Annotated in this window: 15 protein-coding genes; 9 read left to right on the forward strand and 6 right to left on the reverse strand. The window is 73.0% G+C overall.

All coding sequences use genetic code 11. The features are described from left to right. Positions 1-154: 154 nt before the first annotated feature. Genes ACGFYQ_RS26830 through ACGFYQ_RS26840 form a run of 3 tightly spaced genes read left to right on the forward strand, consistent with a single transcriptional unit; the run spans position 155 to position 2,637 of the window. Complete coding sequence (locus ACGFYQ_RS26830; RefSeq protein ID WP_393748059.1) at positions 155-739, forward strand: GNAT family N-acetyltransferase; 585 nt, start codon at positions 155-157, stop codon at positions 737-739. Between the two features lie 22 nt (positions 740-761). Next, positions 762-1,451 carry a GNAT family N-acetyltransferase gene (locus ACGFYQ_RS26835; RefSeq protein ID WP_393748061.1) on the forward strand — a complete coding sequence of 230 codons (690 nt, stop codon included), beginning with the start codon at positions 762-764 and terminating at the stop codon, positions 1,449-1,451. Further along, positions 1,432-2,637: a winged helix-turn-helix domain-containing protein gene (locus ACGFYQ_RS26840; protein WP_393748063.1), complete on the forward strand. Its 1,206-nt coding sequence runs from the start codon at positions 1,432-1,434 to the stop codon at positions 2,635-2,637. The genes ACGFYQ_RS26835 and ACGFYQ_RS26840 overlap by 20 nt, the downstream gene beginning before the upstream one ends. A 38-nt stretch (positions 2,638-2,675) precedes the next feature. On the opposite strand, the gene ACGFYQ_RS26845 is transcribed toward ACGFYQ_RS26840, so the two are convergent. The 6 genes from ACGFYQ_RS26845 to mtrA all read right to left on the reverse strand — a co-directional run bounded on the left by ACGFYQ_RS26845 (position 2,676) and on the right by mtrA (position 9,976). Continuing rightward, positions 2,676-3,428, reverse strand: coding sequence for a response regulator (locus ACGFYQ_RS26845; protein WP_393748065.1), 753 nt, complete (start codon positions 3,426-3,428; stop codon positions 2,676-2,678). Between the two features lie 209 nt (positions 3,429-3,637). Then, complete coding sequence (gene hpf, locus ACGFYQ_RS26850) at positions 3,638-4,333, reverse strand: ribosome hibernation-promoting factor, HPF/YfiA family (protein ID WP_393748111.1); 696 nt, start codon at positions 4,331-4,333, stop codon at positions 3,638-3,640. Positions 4,334-4,644: 311 nt separating this feature from the next. Next, positions 4,645-5,364 (reverse strand): ComF family protein, encoded by a 720-nt coding sequence (locus tag ACGFYQ_RS26855; protein ID WP_393748067.1) that lies wholly within the window; start codon positions 5,362-5,364, stop codon positions 4,645-4,647. 74 nt (positions 5,365-5,438) lie between these two features. Further along, positions 5,439-7,346: an LpqB family beta-propeller domain-containing protein gene (locus ACGFYQ_RS26860; RefSeq protein ID WP_393748069.1), complete on the reverse strand. Its 1,908-nt coding sequence runs from the start codon at positions 7,344-7,346 to the stop codon at positions 5,439-5,441. Next, on the reverse strand, positions 7,312-9,285 hold the full coding sequence (gene mtrB, locus ACGFYQ_RS26865; protein WP_393748071.1) for an MtrAB system histidine kinase MtrB: 1,974 nt from the start codon (positions 9,283-9,285) through the stop codon (positions 7,312-7,314). Before mtrB ends, ACGFYQ_RS26860 begins: the two co-directional genes overlap by 35 nt. A 1-nt stretch (position 9,286) precedes the next feature. Beyond that, positions 9,287-9,976 (reverse strand): two-component system response regulator MtrA, encoded by a 690-nt coding sequence (gene mtrA, locus ACGFYQ_RS26870; protein ID WP_360903204.1) that lies wholly within the window; start codon positions 9,974-9,976, stop codon positions 9,287-9,289. Between the two features lie 235 nt (positions 9,977-10,211). Between mtrA and ACGFYQ_RS26875 the strand changes: the two genes are divergently transcribed. The 6 genes from ACGFYQ_RS26875 (at position 10,212) to ACGFYQ_RS26900 (ending at position 16,377) form a co-directional block, all read left to right on the forward strand. Beyond that, complete coding sequence (locus ACGFYQ_RS26875) at positions 10,212-11,447, forward strand: hypothetical protein (protein WP_393748074.1); 1,236 nt, start codon at positions 10,212-10,214, stop codon at positions 11,445-11,447. Between the two features lie 7 nt (positions 11,448-11,454). Next, a complete protein-coding gene (locus ACGFYQ_RS26880; RefSeq protein WP_393748076.1) occupies positions 11,455-12,135 on the forward strand; it encodes a DUF4129 domain-containing protein in 681 nt (226 codons plus the stop codon). Continuing rightward, positions 12,132-13,520: a DUF4350 domain-containing protein gene (locus tag ACGFYQ_RS26885; protein WP_393748078.1), complete on the forward strand. Its 1,389-nt coding sequence runs from the start codon at positions 12,132-12,134 to the stop codon at positions 13,518-13,520. The genes ACGFYQ_RS26880 and ACGFYQ_RS26885 overlap by 4 nt, the downstream gene beginning before the upstream one ends. Continuing rightward, the gene (locus tag ACGFYQ_RS26890; protein ID WP_393748080.1) at positions 13,517-14,503 is read left to right on the forward strand and encodes an AAA family ATPase; all 987 of its coding nucleotides are present in this window, start codon (positions 13,517-13,519) and stop codon (positions 14,501-14,503) included. The genes ACGFYQ_RS26885 and ACGFYQ_RS26890 overlap by 4 nt, the downstream gene beginning before the upstream one ends. Further along, complete coding sequence (locus ACGFYQ_RS26895; protein WP_393748082.1) at positions 14,503-15,813, forward strand: DUF58 domain-containing protein; 1,311 nt, start codon at positions 14,503-14,505, stop codon at positions 15,811-15,813. The genes ACGFYQ_RS26890 and ACGFYQ_RS26895 overlap by 1 nt, the downstream gene beginning before the upstream one ends. Before the next feature lie 126 nt (positions 15,814-15,939). Continuing rightward, complete coding sequence (locus ACGFYQ_RS26900; protein WP_393748084.1) at positions 15,940-16,377, forward strand: nuclear transport factor 2 family protein; 438 nt, start codon at positions 15,940-15,942, stop codon at positions 16,375-16,377. The last annotated feature ends 116 nt before the right edge of the window (positions 16,378-16,493 follow it).

Genomic DNA, 16,493 nt, shown 5'->3' on the forward strand with positions numbered 1-16,493 from the left:
CGGCCATCGTAAGCGAGGACGTGGTCGCGTCGGGAGGTCCGCCGTGGCCCTAAGGGCGTGAGTGCCCCGATTGAGAACGTACGGGGGACTCCGAAGGTGCCGGGGTAAGGGAAAAGTGTTCGCCCCGAGCGCAGCGGCGAACCAGAATCCCTCCATGGAGCCCACCACCCTGAACACCACCCGACTGGAACTGCGCCCCTTCGCCCCGGCCGACGAGGACGAGGTCTTCGCCATCTGCCAGGACCCCGAGATCCAGCGCTGGACCATGGTCCCCACCCCGTACGAACGCGCGCACGCCCGCGCCTTCGTCGGCGAGCTGGTCCCCGCCGGCTGGCGCGACGGCACCGGCTACTCCTTCGCCGTCCGCCTCGGCTCCGGCGGCCCGCTGGTCGCGGCCGTCGGCGTCCACGTGCACGAGGTCTTCGGGACGAACTCGTACGAGATCGGCTACTGGGCGGCCAAGGAGCACCGCGGGCAGGGGTTCATGACCGAGGCCGTGATCGCCGTCGCCCGCTGGGCCTTCACCGAGCTGGGCGCCGTACGCCTGGAATGGCGCGCCGAGGTCGGCAACGCCGGCTCGCGGGCCGTCGCCGAGAAGGCCGGCTTCCGCATCGAGGGGCTCCTGCGCGCCTCCCTGCACCGCGCCGACACCGTCCGGGACTCCTGGGTGGGCGCCCTGCTCCCCTCCGACCTCGGCCTGACCCCCGCGCTGCCCTACCTGACGTCGGCCGCCGACTAGGGGCTCGGCAGAATCCCGGGTCATGGAGCCGATCACGCTGACCACCGAACGCCTCGTGCTGCGCCCTCACACCCCCGAGGACGCCGCCGAGGTGCACGCCGCCTGCCAGGACCCCGAGATCCAGCGCTGGATCTCGGTGCCCGTCCCGTACGAGCCCGCCCACGCGGAGACCTACGTGACGGAAAGCGTCCCGGCCGGATGGCGCGAGGACACCGCGTACAACTTCGCCGTCCGGCTCGGAACCGACGGCCCGCTGGTCGCCACGCTCGCCGTGCACCGGACCGGTGCGCACACCCACGAGATCGGGTACTGGACCGTCGCCGGGCACCGGGGCCGCGGCTACCTGACGGAGGCCCTGCGGGCAGCCGTCCGCTGGGCGTTCACCGAGGCGGGCGTCGTACGGCTCGTCTGGCGCGCCGGGGTCGGCAACGACGGCTCCCGCGCCGTCGCCGAGCGGGTGGGCTTCCTGATCGAGGGCGTCCAGCGCGCCGGCATGGAACACGGCGGCGTGCTGCTGGACTGCTGGGCCGGCGCACTGCTCCCGTCCGACCTGGGCCTGCCCTCCCGGCTCCCGTACGAGCCCGCTGCCATGGAGAACGGGCCCGGCAGCCGGACGGTACAGCCGCAAGACAGCCCAGCAGGGCGTCAGTCAGTGGCAGAGCCACGACCACCGGAACCCGCTACGAGTATCAATGTCAGTGGCGCCGCCTAGGCTTCGGCGCATGAGCAGCCTGCCTCCGCCGACCGTGTCCCTGTCCGCCGACGAGGCCCGCCGGATCGCCCTGCGCGCGCAGGGCTTCCTCGGGGCGCCCGACCGCCGCGGCGGGGTCCGCGGCGTCCTGCGCCACCTGGGCGCCGTACAGCTGGACACGATCTCGGTCCTGGCCCGCTCGCACGAGCTGATCCCGTACGCCCGCCTGGGCGCGGTCGGCAGGGACACCGTGGAGAAGGCGTACTGGTCCGACCGCCACGCCTTCGAGTACTGGTCGCACGCGGCCTGCATCCTGCCCATCGAGGAATGGCCGCATTTCGCCTTCCGGCGCCGCGCCAACCGGGCCCGCGGCCACCGCTGGCACGTCCTGCCGGACAAGGAGCGCTCGACGAAGGCGGTCCTGGACCGCCTCAAGGCCGACGGCCCGCTGACCTCGACCGAGCTGGGCGGCGCCAAGAACGGCGGCGAGTGGTTCGAGTGGTCCGAGACCAAGATCGCGGTGGAGTGGCTGCTCGACACCGGCGAGGTGGTGTGCAGCGAGCGCCGCGGCTGGAAGCGGGTGTACGACCTCCCCGAGCGCGCCGTCCCCGACGCGCTGCTCCACGACGACCTGGACGACCGCGAGTGCATGCGCCGCCTGGTCGCCCTGGCCGGCCAGTCGCTGGGCGTGGGCACCCGCGCCGACATCGCGGACTACCACCGCCTCAAGGGGGACCAGGTCGACGCGGTGATCGCGGACTCCGGGCTGGTGCCGGTCGCGGTGGAGGGCTGGGCGAAGCAGGCGTGGGCGGACCCCGCGGCGCTCGCGACGACCCCCCGGGGCCGCCACCGCACGACGCTGCTCTCCCCCTTCGACTCGCTGGTCTGGGACCGCCCCCGCACGGAGCGGATCTTCGGCTTCACGCACCGCCTTGAGGCGTACGTCCCCAAGCCGAAGCGGATACACGGGTACTTCGCGATGCCGCTGCTCGCGGGCGGCGGGCTCCAGGGCCGCGTCGACCCGGGCCGCGAGGGGACCACGCTGGTCGCCCGCCAGCTCTCCCTGACGTCCCCGAAGGCGGCCCGCCCGATGGCGGAGGCCCTGCGGGAGGCGGCGGAGTGGGTCGGCTGCGACACGGTCCGCGTCGACCGCGCCCAGAGCCCTCAGGAGGCCGCTGCCGTCGTGGCGGAACTGGCCGCGCTGTAGGCGGCGGCGGGAGGCGGCCGGCGGACGGCGGGAGGCGGCTAGCGGATTTCGAGGATCTTCTCGCGCATCGCGTAGACCACGGCCTCCATCCGGGAGTGCAGCTGCAGCTTCTCCAGGATGTTGCGGACGTGGTTCTTCACGGTGTTCTCGGAGATGAACAACTGCTTGGCGATGTCACGGTTGTTCATGCCGGTGGCCACCAGCTTCAGGACCTCCAGCTCCCGGTCCGTCAGCCTCGGCGCCGGCACCAGCCGCCGCTCGTCGGTCCGCTGGATCATCGACTTGAACTCGGTGAGCAGCTTCGACGCCATCGACGGACTGATCTGCGACTGGCCGTCCGCCACCGCCCGGATCGCCGTGGCCACCTCGTCCGTCGAGATCTCCTTCAGCAGGTACCCGGTCGCACCCGCCTTGATCGCGTCGTAGAGGTCGGCCTCCTCGTCGCTGATCGTCAGCATGATGATCTTCGCGGAGGGGGCCACCTCCTTGATCGAGGTACACGCCTCGATCCCGCCGCGCCTGGGCATCCGTACGTCCATCAGCACGATGTCCGGCAGCAGGTCGGCCGCCTTGTCCACGGCCTCCGCACCGTCCCCCGCCTCGCCGACGACCTGGATGTCCTCCTCCTGCGCGAGGACGATTTCCAGCCCGCGCCGGAACAGCGCGTGGTCGTCGACCACGAGTACCCGGATGGGCTCCCCGGCCGCCGCGCCGGCGGGCTCCGCCGCCGCGTCCGCCGCACGGCAGCCCGTACCGTCGTCACCGCGCACCGGCCCGAAGCTGTCCGCCATCGTTCCTCCCCCTGCCCCTGCATGTGCCGAGCTGCTGGGCCAACCGGAGGGGCACCCCCGCCGGTTGACTGCCCGCCATGATTCCATGCCCGCGGCACGGCGCGGGGGGCCGACGATGGCTGCCTGGCGCATACGCGCCACACGAGAGGCCCGCACAAGAGGCCCCCGCGGGAAGACGGAGCGTCCCGCGGGGGCGGCGAATGATGTGCTCAGCCGCCGAGCGCGCCCCCGGCACCGCCGCGCGGCTGCTCCGAGCTGGAGGCCCCGTCGGGGTTCACGTGGATCACGCCGTAGTCGTACGCGTGACGTCGGTAGACGACGCTGGGCAGCTTCGTCTCGGAGTCGACGAACAGATAGAAGTCGTGGCCGACCAGTTCCATTTCGTAAAGAGCCTGGTCGAGCGACATGGGTGCGGCCGAGTGGGTCTTCTCGCGGACGATGAGCGGGCCTTCGCCCTGCACTTCGAGAGATCCGATCCGGGTGATCGGAACCCCGTTTGCCTTCTCCTCGACGAACGGCTCGCCATTCGCGTTCAGCTGCGCGGCGTCCGGTACGACGTCGGCGACCTCGGCCGCCGAGAGGCGGCCATTGCCACGGCGGGTGTAGCGCTTGTCGTGCTGCTTGCGCAGCCGGGCCTCCAGCTTGTCCTGAGCCAGGTCCAGCGCCGCGTACGGGTCCGCGGCGGCGGCCTCGGCCCGGATCACCGGGCCCCGCGAACGCAGGGTGATCTCCACGCGGTCGGAACGGTCGGCCTGGCGCGGGTTGTGCTCCTTGGACACCTCGACGTCCAAGCTGATCACCTTGGCGTCGAGCTTCTGGATCCGCTCCGGATTCAGCTTCTCGGCCACGTGCTTGCGGAACCGGTCGGGCACCTCGGTCTTGCGGCCCTTGACGACGATGTCCACGCAGAACTCCGTTCCCGGATAGCTCCGCCCGACGGGGCGAAGCGTCTCCCTTTCGCACCAGACTCCGGTGAAGGCCGGAGCCTCGGACTTGGCGACTTTCACCTCCTCCTCCCCCATCGGCAAGATCTACACCCCACCGACTTCGGAGTCGAGAGACAGCGATGCGTGGGGCCTTAAGGCTCGCCAGTCCTCACAACCGAACATATCCCTCTATGGCGGTTGTCGGCACCCGCTACCGGAACGTACTTCCGTCCAGGTGGCCGTTCCCTCTTACTACCTGCAACGATGGGCCTTCCCCCGCAGTTCCAAATCTATTCACGGGATTTTTGCTCCGTGCGGGTTTCCGTGCGAGTCGCGGCCACCACCGCCGCCCGCAGACCCGCCACGCCCGCAAGCCGCGCGGCGCGCACCGCCCGGGCCGCCTCTGTCAGCGTCGCCCCGGTGGTGATCAGATCGTCCACCAGCACGATCGCGGCCCCGCCGGTCAGCCGCACCCCGCCCCGGCACACCTCCAGCGCCCCCGAGAGGTTCTCCCGGCGTTGCCGGGCCCCCAGCCCCGCCTGGTCCGCCACGGCCCGCCGCAGCCGCAGTACGGGCGCCACGCGCGCGGGCACACCGGCCCGCCGCAGCCGGCCCGCCGCGGCGAGGGCGATCCTGCGCGTCGGGTCGTGGCCGCGCGCCCGGACCTGCCGCCGCGCGGACGGGACCGGCACCAGGGCCACCTCCCGCTCCTCTACCCCCACTCCGCCCGCCCACACCGCCGCCGCCAGAGCGGCGCCGAGCGCACCGGCCAGCGGCAGCGCCCCGCGCTCCTTGTGCGCCAGCAGGACAGCCCGTACGGGCCCTTCGTACGCGGCGGCCGCATGGACGGCCGGAAGCCCCTCGGGGCACGGAGACGGCCGCGCCCGCACCGCCCCGGCCCCGCTCAGCGCCTCCCGGCAGCCGGCGCACAGCAGCACCCGGGCGGCCCCGCAGCCCGCGCAGTCGACCGGCAGGACCAGCCCGGCCAGCTCCTGCCACCACCCCCGCATGAGTCCACTCTGCCGGGCCCCGAAGACGCCCGCCACCCCTGTGGACAACGGGCACACGAGGACGTCGGAGCAGGTCAGCCCGGGTACACCGGAGCCTGGCCGCCCGCCATCACGGTGCGCCACTGCGCCCCCGGCGGCAGCCATACGATCCCGTCGTCGTCGGAGTAGGCCACCACCGGCTTCGGCTTCGACTCGTCCTCCGAGGCGGCCGCCGCGACCGCGATCAGCCCGGTGGCGCCGGGCAGGCCCGCCGCGACGATCGAGCCGTCCGCCAGCATGTAGCGGGCCTGCACGATCCCGCCGCTCTCCCGGCCCACCACCAGCAGCCGGCCCCGCGGCGCCCAGCTCATCGCCGTCACGTCCGCCATCTGCGGGGCCGCCGGGCGCAGCTCGCGCACCGACACCGCCGAGGCGTCACCCTTGCCGTCGGGCCGTTCGATCCGCCCGACGAACAGCTTCTTGCGGGCCCCGTCCTGCTGCACGAGCAGCGCGATGCGCACCCCGTCGGAGGAGGCCTTCAGCGAGATGATCCGCCCGCCGTCGAGCCCGGCCACCTGGACCTTCTCCGGGGGCCCGGTCCCGCCGGGCACCCGCCACAGCCCCAGGTGCTGTGGATCCTGGTCGCCGAACCACAGGTCGCCCGCCGCGTCCCAGCTGGGCGCGGTCAGCGTGTTCGGCTTGTTCCCCTTGCCGGGGAACACCGGCTGCGGCATGGGCCCGGACCCGGTCATCGACACGACGTACAGTCCGTGCCCGTCCTCCGAGACCACGGCCGCGCGCCGCTCGTCGTACGTCACGGCCGCCGAGCTGACCTTGAACCCCGGCGGGGTGGCCAGCGGCCCCGGCACCGGATCGGGCCGGTACTGCTGGTCCTCGCTGGAGATGTCGAGCTTCATCCGGACCAGCCGCTTCTCGTTGTCGACGAAGTACTGGTACTCGGGGATCTTCGGCCGGTTGGCGATCGCGGCAGCGCTCACCTCGGTCACCGAACACAGCGAGGACGACTTGCCGTCGGAGCGCAGCAGTTCGACCTGGTCCAGCCGGGAGCCCGTCAGGTCCTTGACCGTGTACAGGAGTTGGGTGGCCATCTTCCGGCACTGCGGCTGCGCGACGTTGTCGGCCTTGTCGTTGAGCGGCACGCGCAGCGTGTTCTGGCCGTCGTACGAAAGGGACTTGGTGCCCGGCCGCAGTTCCGTACCGGTCGGGAAGCTGGACTCGACGACCGGGCTGAGCCACCTGGACGGCCCGGCCAGCAGCGACTGCACCGTCTGCGTGGTGGGATCCATCCGCGAGTCGGGATCGCTGCGCTGGCGCACGTACACGGGGTCGGCGACCAGGGTGCCGCCCGCGAAGTAGTACTTGTTGACCGGCATGTAGATGCGCTGGAAGTCAGACTCGCTCAGCACGAGGCTCTTCGGCGGGCTCGCGATCCGCCACTGCTTGTCCTCCTGGACCAGCTGGAGGAACTCCTCGTACGCCGGGCCGCCGGTCTCCGGCTGGTACGCGCTGCGCTCGTCCACCGTCGCGAGCTTCTTGCCGGTCACCCTCCAGCGGGGCCCCTCGGGGTCCTTCTCGCCGCGGACCGGGGACCGGTCCAGGCCGCCCGAGAGCACGGTGACGGCAGAGCCGGGCTTCCAGCTCTTGGCCGCTTCCTCCGTGAGGTACTTGCGGGCGGTCTCCAGCTGCGGGTCGTCGCTCGTCATCGCCTCCAGGAAACCGTCGACGATCTCGCCCGCACTGGCCTTGTCGGCGGGCGGTACGCCGAACACCCGGACCTGTGAGTCGACGCCCTGCGAGGCCTGCACCGAGCGGATCTCGCCGTGGTCGGGCATCGAGGCGCACCCGGCCAGCAGCAGCCCGGCGACGCCGAGGGCGTACGCCCGTACGGTGCGCAGCCGCCTGCCCCGGGCCCGGGCGCGCGCGGTCCTGGCCCCGGCGCCCATGGGCTCAGCGTCCATGGGCATCGCCATCGGCGTCGGCATCGGTTCGATCCTCCTGTGGTGCCTGCTCGGCCGGCCGGGCCACGACCCTGGCCCCGTTCCCGGGCAGGGCCGTCGGGTCGGCGGGTACGGGCAGCGCTCCGGCGACCGCCGACCGCGGCGGTATCGGCGACCGGTCGCCGCCGTCCGCCGGCTGCCGGTCCGCGGCGCTGCTCGCGGCATCGGCCGCGGCATCGGCGGCGGCCCTGGCCCGGTTGGCCCGGGAGTCCTCGGGTTCCAGCGGGATGGGCGAGCCCCGCAGCGGCTCGTCGGCCGTGCGCGGCAGGGTCAGGCGGAACTGCGAGCCGCCGCCCGGCTCGCCCCACGCCTGGAGCCAGCCGCCGTGCAGCCGGGCGTCCTCGACGGCGATGGACAGGCCGAGGCCGGTGCCGCCCGTCGTACGGGCCCGCGCCGGGTCGGCCCGCCAGAAGCGGTTGAAGACGCGGGTGGCCTCGCCGGGCTTGAGCCCGACGCCGTAGTCCCGTACGGCGACCGCGACGGCCCCGCCCGCGGACGCCAGCCGGACCACCACATCGCGTCCCTCGCCGTGCTCCACGGCGTTGACGACCAGGTTGCGCAGCACCCGCTCCACCCGCCGGGCGTCGGCCTCGGCGATGACCGGCTGGGTGTCGCCGAGGACCCGGATCCGGGTGCCCTTGTGCTCGGCGAGCGGCTCGGCGCCGTCGATGACGCGGCGTACGACGTCCCGCAGGTCGATCGGCTCGGCCTCCAGGGCGGCCGCGCCCGCGTCGAACCGGCTGATCTCCAGCAGGTCGGCGAGGAGCGACTCGAACCGGTCGAGCTGCCCGGCGAGCAGTTCGGCGGAGCGCGCGGTGACCGGGTCGAAGTCGACCCGGGCGTCGTGGATGACGTCCGCGGCCATCCGTACCGTCGTCAGCGGCGTGCGCAGCTCGTGCGAGACGTCCGAGACGAACCGGCGCTGCATCCGCGACAGCTCCTCCAGCTGCTGGATCTTGAGCTGGAGGTTCTGCGCCATCTTGTTGAAGGCCTCGCCGAGGCGGGCGATGTCGTCCTCGCCGGTGACCTTCATCCGCTCCTGGAGCCGGCCCGCCGAGAGCCGCTCGGCGATCCCGGCGGCCATCCGTACGGGGGTCACGACCTGGCGCACGACGAGCCAGGCGATGCCGCAGAGCAGGACGACGACGAACAGGCCCGCGGTCACGATGGTGACCTTGATCAGGTTGAGGGACTCCTCCTCCTGCGTGAGCGGGAAGAGGTAGTACAGGTCGTACGGGTCCCCGTTGATGTCGGTGAGCCGCTTGCCCACGACCAGCGCGGGCTCGGGGGCCTTCTCCCCGGCCCCGGCGGTGTACCGGATCTCGGAGAAGGTCTTGAACGTCCCGGCGGAGTGGTTGACGGCCCGGCGCAGCGCGATGGGCACGCTGGCGGCCGGGTCCACGTTGCCCGAGGCGCGGGCGCCCTTGACCCCCTCGGTGCCGGGCAGGACCTGGTCGCCGGTGCCGGCGCCGAGCGCGACCACCTCGAAGGCGGTCTGGCCGCCACTGGCGAGCTGCTTGACCAGCGAGTTCATCCACGTACTGGCGTCGAGCCCGACCTTGTTGTCGGCGGCGTCGGGCCCGTCCACGGTCGCGGGGGCGTTGGCCTTCTCCTGTGCGACCGCGAACCCGCCCGCGGCCTGGCTCTGCGCCGCCTCCTCCTTGGCGTCGAGGAGGCCCTTGCTGACCTGGGCGATGATGACGAAGCCCAGGGCGAGGACCACCGCGAGCGAGATCAGCAGCGTGGCCGCGACGACCCGGAGCTGGATGTTGCGGCGCCACAGCCGGACAGCCGGAAGCACCGGCCGGCGCAGGAGACGTACGAAAAGCCGCAGCACAGGGCCGCCGGGCGCTCCGTCCTGGAGCAGCCGGCCGCCCCTCAGCGCTCCCCAGCGGGAACCGCCGCGGTCCCTGCCGGGCTGCACGTCAGCTGGGTCCGGCCTTGTAGCCGACACCGCGCACCGTCACGACGATCTCGGGGCGCTCCGGGTCCTTCTCGACCTTGGAGCGCAGGCGCTGCACGTGCACGTTCACCAGCCGGGTGTCCGCCGCGTGCCGGTAGCCCCAGACCTGCTCCAGCAGCACCTCACGGGTGAACACCTGCCAGGGCTTGCGCGCGAGCGCGACCAGCAGGTCGAACTCGAGCGGGGTCAGGGCGATGGAGGCACCGTCCCGCTTGACCGAGTGGCCGGCCACGTCGATGACGAGGTCACCGATGGTCAGCTGCTCGGGGGCGGGCTCCTCCGACCGGCGCAGGCGGGCCCGGATACGGGCCACCAGCTCCTTCGGCTTGAACGGCTTGACGATGTAGTCGTCGGCACCGGACTCCAGGCCCACGACGACGTCGACCGTGTCGCTCTTCGCAGTGAGCATCACGATCGGCACGCCCGACTCGGCCCGGATCAGCCTGCACACCTCTATGCCGTCCCTTCCGGGCAGCATGAGGTCGAGCAGCACCAGGTCCGGCTTCGCCTCCCGGAAGGCAGCCAGTGCCTTGTCACCGTCCGCTACGAACGACGGCTCAAAACCTTCTCCACGCAGCACAATGCCGAGCATCTCGGCCAGCGCGGTGTCGTCGTCGACGACAAGGACGCGTCCCTTCATGGTTGACATCATCCCATTAGCTAATCGTTACCTGGCGGTGAGCTGTCCCACAGCCAAAAGGGCTGGAAATCGCCCCTCGGACCTGCGTGGAGATCAGGTCGACCAGTCTGCCCCGGATCCGGGTGACAATTGAAGGTACGGGCTGCCGAGGATCCGGGGGGACGGCTGGTCCGTTCGTGGACCTCACGTGGCACGATGGCAGCGACCAGCGCCCCCCGCCGCAGCAGGTGCACGTGAAGGAGCGACGATGAACGACTCTCCGGGCTGGGCTACGCCCGGATCCTCTCCGTCCGACGGCGAGCGACCTGGGGCGCCCTCCGACCAGCCGGCCTCCGGCGGCCCCAAGTGGTCGGCCGAGCAGCCGCCGCCGGGCCAGTGGTCCAGCCCGGCTTCCGGCCCGGCCCCCGGCCCCACCCCGCCTCCGCAGGCACCGCCGCAGCAGGGCCAGGGCTGGGGAGGACCGCACGCGGGCCAGTACGGAAGCCCGTACGGCGGCCAGTACGGCCACCCGGGCGGCCCAGGCCAGTGGGGCAAGCCCCCGGCCGCCAAGCCCGGCGTGATCCCGCTGCGCCCCCTGGACATGGGCGAGATCCTCGACGGCGCGGTCACCACCATGCGCGCCCACTGGCGCTCGGTGCTGCCGATCACGCTGGTCGTGGCGACGGTGGTGCAGGTGATGAGCGTGCTCCTGCAGAAGTACGTGATGTCCGACCTCGTCCTCGGCACGGACCCCGCGGCGAACTTCGAGGAGGCGATCAACACCCTCGGCACGGCCGCGGCGGTTTCGATCGGGGTCGCCTTCATCCAGGCCCTCGGGGGCATCGTGGCCACCGCGATGCTCACGATGATCTTCAGCCGGGCCGTCCTCGGCAACAGCTCCACGGTCTCCGCCGCCTGGCGCGAGGCCCGTCCGCAGCTGCCGCGGCTGATCGGACTGACCCTGCTGATGGGACTCGGCTTCACTCTCATCGTCGCCGTACTGATCGTGCCGGGCCTCCTCACCGAGAGCCCGGGACTGGCCATCCTCGGCATCTTCGCCGCGTTCCCGCTGGCCACCTGGCTGTGGATCAAGTACAGCCTGGCCTCGCCCGCCCTGATGCTGGAGAAGAGCACCGTCCTCAAGTCCCTCGGCCGCTCTTCCAAGCTGGTCAAGGGCACGTGGTGGCGCATCTTCGGCATCACCCTCCTCACCGGCGTCATCACCGGCATCGTCGCGGCGATCATCGTCTGGCCGCTGACGTTCCTCGGCATCGGTCTCTTCGGCGGCGGCATGGGCGGCCTGCAGGCCGGCACCGCGTCCACCGCCTGGGGAGCGCTCATCTTCTCCGCGATCGGCGCGATCATCGCGCAGACCATCGTGATGCCGATGCAGTCGGGCGTCACCGTCCTCCTCTACGTCGACCAGCGCATCCGCCGCGAGGGGCTCGACCTGGAGCTCGCCCGGGCCGCGGGCGTCGAGAACTACGGCACGACCGGAGGCTGACACACCGATGATGAGTACGGGGGGCCTCATCACGCGCGCCACGGCGCTCCTGCCGGGCGCGGCGACACCACCGGTCACGACACCGCGCGAGCCTGCCCAGGAGGCGGCCGAGCGCGAACTGTCCAAGCCCATGTACCACCAGAACGACCCGGGGCTGCTGGACCGCGCCCTGCGCAAGTTCTTCGCATGGCTCGACGACCTGTTCGGCGCGGCCTCCGGGGCGACCCCCGGCGGCACGCTCGGCCTCGTCGTGGTCGTCGTCCTGGCCGTCCTGGCCGTCGGCGCCCTGTGGTGGCGGCTCGGCTCCCCCCGCCGGGCCGTCTCCGGCGCGGGCGTCCTCTTCGACGACGGCATCCGCAGCGCCGCCGACCACCGCACGGCCGCCGAGGCCCACGCCGCCGCGGGCCGCTGGACCGAAGCCGTCCAGGAGCGCATGCGCGCCGTCGTCCGCTCCCTGGAGGAGCGCACCCTGCTCGACCCCCGCCCGGGCCGCACCGCCGACGAGGCAGCGGCCGAAGCCGCGGTCTCCCTCCCGGAGCACGCCGGGGACCTCCGCGCGGCCGCCCGCACCTTCGACGACGTCACCTACGGCGGCCGCACCGCCGACGCCGACGCGTACGCCCGCCTGCGCGCCCTCGACCTCACCCTGGACCGCGCCAAGCCGCTCCTGACGGGACCCGCCGCATGACCGGCCCCACCACACCCACCCCCGGCTCCGGGGGGCACGAGACCCTGCCCGGGCGCCCCCAGGAGACTTCTCGGCCCGCACCCACCCCCGCCGGAGTCCCCGGGGCCACCCGGGCCACCACCGCCCCCGGCGGGCACGAGAGCGCGCCCGGGGAGGCGCCCCGGCCCGCACCCACCCCGGGCGACACCGCCGCCCCCGGCGACACCGCGGCCCCCCGCCCCGGCCGAGCGCAGCGGGTACGCCGGATCCGGCGCGTCCTGACCTTCCTCGCCGTGCTCGCCGCAGGCGGGCTCGCCATCGCCGCCCTCGACTCCGGCACCCGCCACGGCCTGCTCGACCCCCGCTCCCCCGACCCCTACGGCAGCCGGGCCGTCGCCGAACTCCTCAAGGACCGCGGTGTCACCACCCGCGTCGTCACCACCGCCCGCGAGGCGGCCGACGCGACCGGCCCCCGCACCACCCTCCTGGTCACCGACCCCGACCGCCTCGGCACCACCCAGCGGGGCGTCATCCGCTCGGCCATGGACCTCTCCGGCGGCCGCACCGTCCTCCTGGCCCCCGGCGGCCACAGCCTTCCCGACCTGGCCCCCGGCGTGCACACGAAGGGCGACGCCGAGTCGGACACCCTCGCCCCGGCCTGCCTCCTGCCCGCCGCCGCCTCCGCGGGCCGCGCCGACACCGGCGGAGGCCTCCGCTACACCACCACCCTCCCCCGGGCCACCGCCTGCTACCCCAGCGGCGGCCACCCCACCCTCCTCGTCCTCCCCACCGGCACCACCGGCGGCGACACCGTCCTCCTCGGCTCCGAGACGATCCTCCTCAACGAGAGCCTCGCCGAGGAGGGCAACGCCTCCCTCGCCCTCCAACTCCTCGGCTCCCGCCCGGAGCTCGTCTGGTACATGCCGTCGCTCGCGGACTCCGACCCCGCGACCGACTCCGGCGAGGACAAGTCCCTCTTCGACCTGATCCCGGCCGGCTGGTCCTGGGCCCTGCTCCAGCTCTTCGTGGCCGCCGCCCTCGCCGCCCTCTGGCGCGCACGCCGCCTCGGCCCCCTCGTCACCGAGAAACTGCCGGTCGTCATCCGCGCCTCCGAGGCCACCGAGGGCCGTGCCCGCCTTTACCGCAAGGCCAGGGCCCGCGACCGCGCCGCCACGGTGCTGCGCGCCGCCACCCGCGAACGCCTGGCCGCCCTGGTCGGCGTACCGCACACCCAGGCCCACGACCCGTCGGCGCTGACGCCCGCCGTCTCCGCCAGACTCACCGGCGAGCCGCAGGCCAGGGACGTCACCGCCCTGCTCTTCGGCCCCACACCCTCCGACGACGCGGCACTCGTCGCGCTCGCCGACCACCTCGACGCCCTCGAAAGAGAGGTCCGTACGTCATGACGTACCCGGCCACCGAGTCCACGGCTGCGACCGCGGACAGCGCCCGCGCTTCCCTCGAAGCGCTCCGCACCGAGATCGGCAAGGCCGTGGTCGGTCAGGACTCCGCCGTCACCGGTCTCGTCGTCGCGCTCCTGTGCCGCGGCCACGTACTCCTCGAAGGCGTCCCCGGCGTCGCGAAGACCCTCCTCGTACGGGCCCTCGCCGCGTCCCTCGAGCTCGACACCAAGCGTGTCCAGTTCACCCCGGACCTGATGCCGAGCGATGTCACCGGCTCCCTCGTCTACGACGCGCGCACCGCCGAGTTCTCCTTCCAGAACGGCCCGGTCTTCACCAACCTCCTCCTCGCGGACGAGATCAACCGGACCCCGCCCAAGACCCAGTCCTCGCTCCTCGAAGCGATGGAGGAGCGCCAGGTCACGGTCGACGGCACGGCGCGCCCGCTCCCGGAACCGTTCCTCGTCGCCGCCACCATGAACCCCTTGGAGTACGAGGGCACTTACCCGCTCCCGGAGGCCCAGCTGGACCGCTTCCTCCTCAAGCTGACCGTGCCCCTCCCCTCCCGCGCGGACGAGATCGGCGTGCTGACCCGGCACGCCGCCGGCTTCAACCCCCGGGACCTGCACGCCGCGGGCATCCGCCCCGTGGCCGGCCCGGCCCAGCTCGAAGCCGCCCGCGAGGCCGTCTCCAAGGTCTCCGTCTCCCCCGAGATCGCCGGCTACGTCGTCGACATCTGCCGCGCCACCCGCGAATCGCCGTCCCTCACCCTCGGCGTCTCCCCGCGCGGTGCGACCGCCCTGCTGGGCACCGCCCGCGCCTGGGCCTGGCTCACCGGCCGCGACTACGTCACCCCCGACGACGTCAAGGCCCTCGCCCTGCCGACCCTCCGACACCGCGTCCAGCTGCGCCCGGAAGCGGAGATGGAGGGGGTCACGGCCGACGCCGTCATCACGGCGATCCTCACCCACGTCCCCGTCCCGCGCTGATGGCCCTCACCGGACGCGCCGCCCTGCTGGCGGCCCTCGGCAGCATCCCCGTCGGCATCCTCGAACCGAGCTGGACGGGGATGCTCGCGGTCAACGGCCCGCTCGCGCTGGCCTGCGCGGTCGACTACGCCCTGGCGGCGCCCGTCCGCACCCTCGGCCTGACCCGCTCGGGCGACACCTCCGTCCGCCTGGGCGAACGGGCCGACGTCCACCTCACCGTCACCAACCCCAGCGGCCGCAAGCTGCGGGCCCACGTCCGGGACGCCTGGCCCCCCAGCAGCTGGATCCCGGGCACCGAGACGGCCGCCTCCCGCCACAAGGTGGTGGTCCCCGCGGGCGAACGCCGCCGCCTGACCACCCGTCTGCTCCCCACCCGGCGCGGCGACCGCCAGGCCGACCGCGTCACGATCCGCTCGTACGGCCCGCTGGGCCTGCTCTCCCGGCAGGGCGCCCACGTCGTCCCGTGGACGGTCCGCGTCCTGCCGCCCTTCACGAGCCGCAAGCACCTGCCGTCCCGGCTGGCCCGCCTGCGCGAGCTGGACGGCCGTACGAGCGTCCTGACCCGCGGTGAGGGCACCGAGTTCGACAGCCTCCGCGACTACGTACCCGGCGACGACACCCGCTCCATCGACTGGCGCGCCACGGCCCGCCAGAACAAGGTGGCCGTCCGCACCTGGCGCCCCGAACGCGACCGGCACATCCTGATCTGCCTGGACACCGGCCGCACCTCGGCGGGCCGCGTCGGCGACGCCCCGCGCCTGGACTCGGCGATGGACGCGGCCCTGCTCCTCGCCGCCCTGGCCACCCGCGCCGGCGACCGCGTGGACCTGCTGGCCCACGACCGCCGCCCCCGCGCCCAGGTCCAGGCCCGCCCGGCCGCCGATGTCCTTCCGTCCTTCGTGAACGCGATGGCCCCGCTGGAACCGGAACTGGTCGAGACGGACTCCCGCACCCTGGTCTCCACCATCCTGCGCAGCGCCCCGCGCCGCTCCCTGGTGGTGCTCCTGACGAGCCTGGACGCGGCCCCGATCGAAGAGGGCCTGCTGCCCCTCCTGCCTCGCCTCACGCAGCGCCACACGGTCGTCCTGGCCTCGGTGGCGGACCCCCACGTCGCGGAGATGACGACGTCCCGCGGCGGAGTGGACGAGGTCTACGAGGCCGCGGCCGGCACCCAGTCCCAGTCCCAGCGCCGCCGCACCGCCGACCAGCTCACCCGCCACGGCGTCCACGTGGTCGACGCCACGCCGGACACCCTGGCCCCTGCCCTGGCCGACGCCTACCTCTCCCTCAAGGCCGCCGGCCGCCTCTAGTGCTGTGACCCTCCGGCCCTCCAGCGCGATGACCTCCGAGGTAATCGCGCCCGGTGGCCTGCCCGGCCAAGAATGCTGTTCTCTCCGCGTCGTGCCGACGCGGGCCCCGAGCCGGAGGGATCAGCCATGGGCGAGACCATGCCCACGAACACGCGCGCCGTAGTGGAGGAGCTACTGCGCTGCATCGGCGAGGGCGACGCCGGCCGCATCGCCGAACTGTATGCGGAGCACGGCGACTGGAAACTGGCCTGGCCCGAGACCGAACACGGCCGTGCCGCCACCCCGTGGATCCGGCACCGCTCCACCCGCTCCGACGCCGCCGCCCATTTTCGTGAACTGGCCGAACACCACGTGCCCGGCCAGGCGGCCACCGAGATCGAACGCATCCTCATCGACGGAAACGACGCGGTCGTACTCGGCGAGATCCGCCAGACCGCCCGCCCCACCGGCCGTTCCTATCGCGCCCGGTTCGCCCTGCACCTCACGGTCGAAAACGGCATGATCACCCGCCACCACGTGTACGAGGACAGCCTCGCCGTAGCCCAGGCATTCACTGGACCGTAAACGCAGAAAAGCCCCGCACCAGACCCCGAAGGGTCTGGTGCGGGGCTTCCGCAATGATTGTTCGGCGGCGTCCTACTCTCCCACAGGGTCCCCCCTGCAGTACCATCGGCGCTGAA

The organism is Streptomyces sp. NPDC048258 (genome assembly GCF_043201995.1).
GTDB lineage: Bacteria > Actinomycetota > Actinomycetes > Streptomycetales > Streptomycetaceae > Streptomyces.